Source organism: uncultured Rothia sp. (assembly GCF_937976295.1).
Lineage (GTDB): Bacteria > Actinomycetota > Actinomycetes > Actinomycetales > Micrococcaceae > Rothia.
The window spans coordinates 1-6397 of sequence record NZ_CALJRY010000276.1; the positions used below are offsets into that span (position 1 = coordinate 1).

Consider the following 6397-nt stretch of genomic DNA (forward strand, 5'->3'; position numbering starts at 1 on the left):
AGTGGCACCATGGGCTCTTGGTATATTCCTTAAAAATCTCACCCCCGAACGCACCAGCAACTACGACCTCAACTAACCCCCCCCAAAAAAAGGTTTGGCCCCGAACAGCAAACGCACTGTCCGGGGCCAAACCCTTCTAATCCACATCACCACAATTATCCACGCTGCACACTAAACAGCTCCACCTTCCCCTCATCATTCACACGACGCACCCGCAAACCCGCACCCGAACGCACCGCATTCTGACGACGATACCGCACCCACCAAAAACTAGCCGGCACACCATACAGCAGCACAATACCTGCCACCTTCACCACATCACCGGCACCAGCAAAACCAGAGGCCACCAAACCATCACCCACCGGCAACACCACCGCAAATACCAGAACCGGCAACACAATGAACCACAGCAACAGCCGACGAACCCAACGACCCCACGAAAACACCGCGCGAGCGCCCTCATACGCCACACCAAAAGCAGCACCAGCCACATCAGGGCTATCCATAACGTCCTGAGCCAGCACATCCCCTGCAGACCCGCGCTCGCCGGCAAAGGTAGATACCGGGTCTGAGCTAGGCTTGATGACCACAATACGGCGCTGCTGACGCTCCAAGGTGGCATCATACTCAGCGCGGCGGCGCTCATCGAGCAGAACGCGCTGAGCCTCATTCAGCAGCTGCGCCGACTGCTCAGTACCTCCCATATCGGGGTGATTCTTGCGCATCGCGCGCGTGTACGCCGCCTTGATTTCCTCAGCGGACGCCGACACGGAAACCCCCAGCAACTCATAGTAATTAACCATCATTAACCTCTCCCCTACCTCTCAACGAGCCGGGTACTTTCTTTCTACCCATCATAACCCCAAACAAACCATAAAAACACGGCAACACCACATCATGCGCACCAACCACACCCACAAAAAAAGAGGGGCCCCGCACCAACGAGACCCCCCAACACACTACCTACACCCAATCACCCCCATCATCCCCGGACGAAAACTCCTCAACACCAACACCAGGCACCACACCAACGCCCCGACGAACAACACCCGACGAACCACCAGGCACACCTGAAACACCCACCGACAACTCACTCATACGACTCAACTCACGCACCTCAGCCTCAGCCGCCTCACGACCCGCAGCCACAACATCCTCACCCAACATCGCACGATCACGCACCGTCAAAACACGAGACACCAACATAGGCCGAGACACCCTCACACCACGCACAATATCCCACCACGACGACACAAAATCACCACGACGAGCACGCCACACAAAATTACCCACACACGCAAACTCACCACGACCCAACTCAGTAAACGCAGCAGCAGACAAAGCCGGCACCTTCACCCACCGACCGAACGCCTGATCAGCCAACGCACCCGAATCAGAATCCAACAAACTATTCTTCTTATGCGACGTATCCGTCTCCTCACGAGACCACCGCAACGGCACACGACCCTCAACCCACGCCGCCGTATCATCATCCACCTGATGCACAATCAACATAGACCCCTGACCGGTCAGCTGCGACGCAAACACCGAATTACCCGAGCGCTCGCCCATGGCCACAATATCGGCGTAGCTCTGGGTTGAAATCATGATGCGAGCGCCAGAGCTGCGGGACTGCTGCAGCATTGCATCCAGGCCGGTAGTGCCAGCATGCGTGAACTCATCGACGGCAAGCAGCCAGGGCGTTTCAGAATTGCCGCCGAGCGAACCGGCGAGCTTCTGCACGTCATTCATGATCAGTGCCGATAGCAGGCGTGCCAGAGACTGCTGCTTCAATGAGTTCAGCGAAATAATGACGAATGCCTTCTCATCAAACACCTGTCGCAAGGTGAAAGAATTGGAACCTTCCGGGCGCATACCGCGGCCTGCTGCAGTCTCCACAAGAGGCTTCAGCTGAGCAATAATACCCGAATACGAGCGGGGGTCTCGCTTCAGCTTCGCACCAAGTGCAAGAGCATCGTTCTGAAGGTGCTGATGCTCTGCTCCCTGCAGATTTTCCAAAGCGTAACTCTCCAAAGTCGCAATATCCATGAGGTGATAAACCGACTCCAGATAAGAGCATTTCACGGTCTTATCATTCTCCGTAACGGTCAGCGGACCGGTGACGTTAAGAACCTCAAACAGGGTCTTCAACGCATCCTCAGCAATGTTGCGGTAGTAGTCTTCACCCCAGCTCAGCGAATTAACCACAAGCTCCATTTGAGAGTGAGCATCCACGCCTGAAGCCAGCGGATCATAATGTCCTAGCTCCTCCGCCAGAGACCATTCGTAGACCTTCACATTGCTCTCTTCGCCAAGCTTGCGGATCGCGGCGCGGTACTGTGGATCACCCTTCATGTCGATAATGATTCCGGGAAGATTCGAGCGCATGTACGCCAGAATTACGCGCAGCATCGTCTGAGATTTACCTGATCCAGTCTTGCCAAAAACAATCGTGTGAAGCACATCCTCCATGCGCTGAAAAACCGGCAAACCACGAGAGTACTTATCGGACTCCACGCCGTACACAATGCAGTCTTCAGGCGAGAAGGCACCAGATTCAATGCGACGCTGAAACCAGAACTTCGAGACCAGCGACTGAGTAAGAGTCCGCGTGTACGCAGTCGGGCGCATCCGGGCATACGCAGGCTGGTTCAGGTAAGTGCGCAACCACCACAGCACACCTGCAAAGACACCAAAACCAACTCCACCAAGAGCCTGCAAAGCCATATTCTGATACCACAGCTGAACAAAATTCTCAGACTGAATCAGCCGAGGAACCGTAGCCCAAAGACCAGCAGCAGCACCCAAAAAACCAAGGGCACCAACCACACACACTACGGCCTTCCACAAAGAGCTCCACAGCTTCTTCTGGAATCCACGACTAACCCAGAAGCTCACGACAAAAGCCAGCGGAAAAATAACAGAAACCAGAATCCCAATAAGAAGCATCACAGCAGAAACCTGCGGAGAAACACGAAGCAAAGAATGCGATCGTCCCATGTTCTCCCGGTCATTACTGACATCTCGCATCAAATAGCGAGCCATTGATTTTCCTTTCACAAAAGATGCGGGCGGCGCGCCCTTCCGCAGTATTGCCAGAAGGGCACACCGCCCGCATCAGAGATAAATTCAGAGACTATTCTCCAGACGAGTAGCCATATTCATCAGAGGCAGATACCTCTTCTTCCGCAGCGTTCTCTACCTCAACATCAGAAGCCTCAACCGATTCTTCTTCAGTCTCGAAATCCTGCGGATCTTCTGCCTTCTCAGAGATAGCCAGCAGACCACCAGTGAGAACCCACTGATCAGCAACAGCCTTCTCAAGCTTCTTATCCGACACTTCAACCGCGCTGAGGTATCCTGCATCATCTAGAGACCATTCGCCAATAATTGCAGAAGAATTATCAACAATCGCCGGCTCATCTCCAATGAAATTCAGGAAACGATCTACCGTGTTGTTCTTATATCCTGCGCTCGTGGAGAAGCCCAGGAAATTAGATGCTTGCTTAGACGTCAGGCCGGCATCCTCAACGTAGATGCGGTGTACATTCTGCAGCTGCTGCGCAAATGCTTCGTACTTCTCGATAGCCTGGCTGCGTGCCTTCATCAGGTCTTCTACTGCATCTGCAGAATCAACCTTGATGGCTACGGTAGCGGTACGTGCGCCCATGCGCAGGGCCGTAACAACGAGGTGACAAGCATCTTCGAACTTGCCGAGAATCATCTTTACGGATTCTCCGGTAGAGTACTGACCTTCAGCTTCATATGCGCCGCCGGGGAACTTCGAAATCGTAATATTGCACTGAGTATTTTCCATAACTTTAGTATAGTCGAACTCTTAATTTTTGCGTTTGTTCCAGGTCTTTGCGCGGTCAATTGGAGAGGCAGGCGGAAAGCCCATCGGCGGCTTATGGCCGAGTGGTAATCTCCATACGCTTCCCTTTTCGTTTTGACTGATGCACTCTACCGGGAGCCCTGCTGCGACATCCCAAAAAATACGTCGCCGGTCAGTGCAATCTGGATATGCAGCAGGCATGGGGGTGACTACTCCGCCACGATATACAGAGATGCGGATAAGACCGTCTGAGGATACCCAGACATTGCCGTACTCATATTCGTATTCAGTCATTGTGATGCCTCGCTTTTCGCAGGCGCGAAGGATTGCTCGAGCGATTTCTGGACGCTGGCAAAACCACAGCTGACCCATTCCAGAATTGCTGAAGCGATTGATGACGACCTCGTAAGATTCTATTTCTTTCTTACGACGTTCAATCTCTACTCCCCATTTTCGGCCATCTTTAGGATTGATGATTCCCAGGTCTGGAGTGTGGGTTCCGTTGCCGACGATCCAGACTTTACTCAGCCGCTTGCTACGCGCGTAGCCTACGCCGTCAAGCTGTTTAATGTCTTTCTCGAAGGCAATTTCGAAACCGTATCGAGCAAAGATAATAGCGATGTCGTTAATGCAAAGGCGGTGGTCAATCTGGCTAAGGTTGTTGATTGATCCAGGAGTTGCGGTGCACAGTTCATCTTCCCCGTATCCTGCAACCCTCCAGCTTCCGATGATCTCTTCACGCATTGCCCGAGAGGTGATTGACCAAACTGTTACCTGGCGTTCTCTGAAATCATCGCTATCGAAATCTCGCAGCTTAGCGTAGGTCTTCTCAGATTTGACGAGCTTAGCCTTCTTCAAATAGGTAAGAGCTTTGGTGACCGTTGTGTATGAGGCACCTAGCCACCCGGCTATCTGAATGTCTCGAGCCCATCCGGTACGAGCAATGAACTGCAGGACTTGAACATGAAGTTCCGTGAAGTTGATTTGCGTGAGCTTGCCGTTGGCTCGCTTCTCGATAGCAAGGATATTAGGGCGGTCAGTATTTTCCATAAATACATATTACATAGAAATGTTCATATTCTCTGTAGATTTCTCCATATCTTCCGGGATACCAGTCTAGAGGAGGGATTGAACCCAACAGTTCGGAATCTAAGAAAGATTTCGCGCAAAGAGAGGAAAGTAGGGGGTTTAGGGTGGTTTGATTGGAGGTTTTCTTGTCGTGTGCTTGTGTGTGGATGTCAGATAAAAGGGGCGGAATCTAGGGGTGAAGTTAGGGCAGAGTAAGAGGTGAAGGTGGCGGTTTGAGGTGAGCAAGGAGAAGGTATTTAGGGCAGGTGAAAGGCGGGTATGGAGTAGGTGGAGAAGCTGATGGGAGTAGGGGTTTGCGTGGAGGGGTGAGTGAGTGAAGGCGGTTTGAGGTGAAGGAGGTGCTGCAGAAGGAGGGTGAGGTATAGATGGTGGGGTGTGAGGAATGGTTTTTGAGGTGGTGGCAGTGTTTGGTTTTCGGGTGTTGTCGAGGTGTTGGATAGGTGTTTTTGAGTTGGGGATGTTGAGAGTTGCGGGCTAAGTGGAGGGGGTAGAGGTTGGGTAGATTGAATGGTGGATCGTGTGGGGTGATGATGTGGTGTGAGTGGGTGAGTTGCAGGATTTTTGAGGTGGTGGCGTGTGGGGTTTGGTGGGCTGGGTGGATTTGCGGGGGTTTGTGAGTGTCTGGAACGTGCTTGAGTAGCACACTTTGCAAATGGGACATTATGGAACTTTAAGAGGCTAAGAGTTTCTAGATGGGGAATAATTAATCACAGGAACATCTGTAAATAATTATGCGAAGGAGACAATGTGACGACATGGCGTTGGTGTGACTCACCGAAGAGGATAGCTGCGGAAAGCGGCTTGGAACTTGAAAAATTTGAGATGGTTCCCACCTCCCCGACGGCATCATGTAGAGATGTAGGAAATGGGGTGTTCTCGTATCGAGATAACGGTTTGGCTGTCCTGGTCGATTGGTACACCCGCCGTATTCTGCGTGCTGGGCTTGATTTGAGCTCAGAAACCCTTGATGGCTGGTATTTCAACACTAGGGCACTCCAGCAATGCAGGAAGCTTAAAATCACCCCCGGTAACGTTGTTGCAAGCTTGGAGGATTCTGACGCCTTCCCCGCAAAAAATGGACACACCCTCTATCGTGGAACCTTTGATGTGCTCGTTCATGAGGGAAAAGGTCGGGTAGTCAGCGTTGGGGCTGTAAACACTTTGAGTAGTTCAATCTTGAGGCAGGCTATACCGAGAGGTTCAGGAGGAACCCCCGTAGGGTCGATGCCTCGAGATGTTAATGACCTGTTGAAGCGCGCCCGGCGTGCTGGTCTTGCGGTTTCTAAATCCGGTGCAGGGCACTACAAGATTTGGGAGTCTGGAACCCCGGGAGCAGGTAGGAGCGTGGTTATTCCCTCGACTGGTTCTGACCGGCGAGGAATGATGAACAACATCGTGGAGATTCGCTCTGCATTCGGGATTGATTTACGCCGCTTGTAGATTGGCTCCAAGGGGAGGGGGTGCCCCCCTCCC

General features: G+C 52.4%; 5 protein-coding genes. 1 reads left to right on the forward strand and 4 read right to left on the reverse strand.

Annotated elements, in window-relative coordinates:
• Nucleotides 1-155: 155 nt before the first annotated feature.
• From Q0216_RS07275 to Q0216_RS07290, 4 genes are all read right to left on the reverse strand, one after another.
• Nucleotides 156-806, reverse strand: coding sequence for a J domain-containing protein (locus tag Q0216_RS07275; protein ID WP_298594123.1), 651 nt, complete (start codon nt 804-806; stop codon nt 156-158).
• Nucleotides 807-963: 157 nt separating this feature from the next.
• Entirely contained in the window at nt 964-3045 is a 2082-nt protein-coding gene (locus Q0216_RS07280; RefSeq protein ID WP_298594143.1) for a type IV secretory system conjugative DNA transfer family protein, read from the reverse strand.
• Between the two features lie 91 nt (nt 3046-3136).
• A complete protein-coding gene (locus Q0216_RS07285) occupies nt 3137-3817 on the reverse strand; it encodes a hypothetical protein (RefSeq protein WP_298594144.1) in 681 nt (226 codons plus the stop codon).
• Nucleotides 3818-3838: 21 nt separating this feature from the next.
• A complete protein-coding gene (locus tag Q0216_RS07290; protein WP_298594145.1) occupies nt 3839-4885 on the reverse strand; it encodes a hypothetical protein in 1047 nt (348 codons plus the stop codon).
• Nucleotides 4886-5671: 786 nt separating this feature from the next.
• Between Q0216_RS07290 and Q0216_RS07295 the strand changes: the two genes are divergently transcribed.
• A complete protein-coding gene (locus Q0216_RS07295; RefSeq protein WP_298594147.1) occupies nt 5672-6364 on the forward strand; it encodes a hypothetical protein in 693 nt (230 codons plus the stop codon).
• Nucleotides 6365-6397 lie beyond the last annotated feature (33 nt).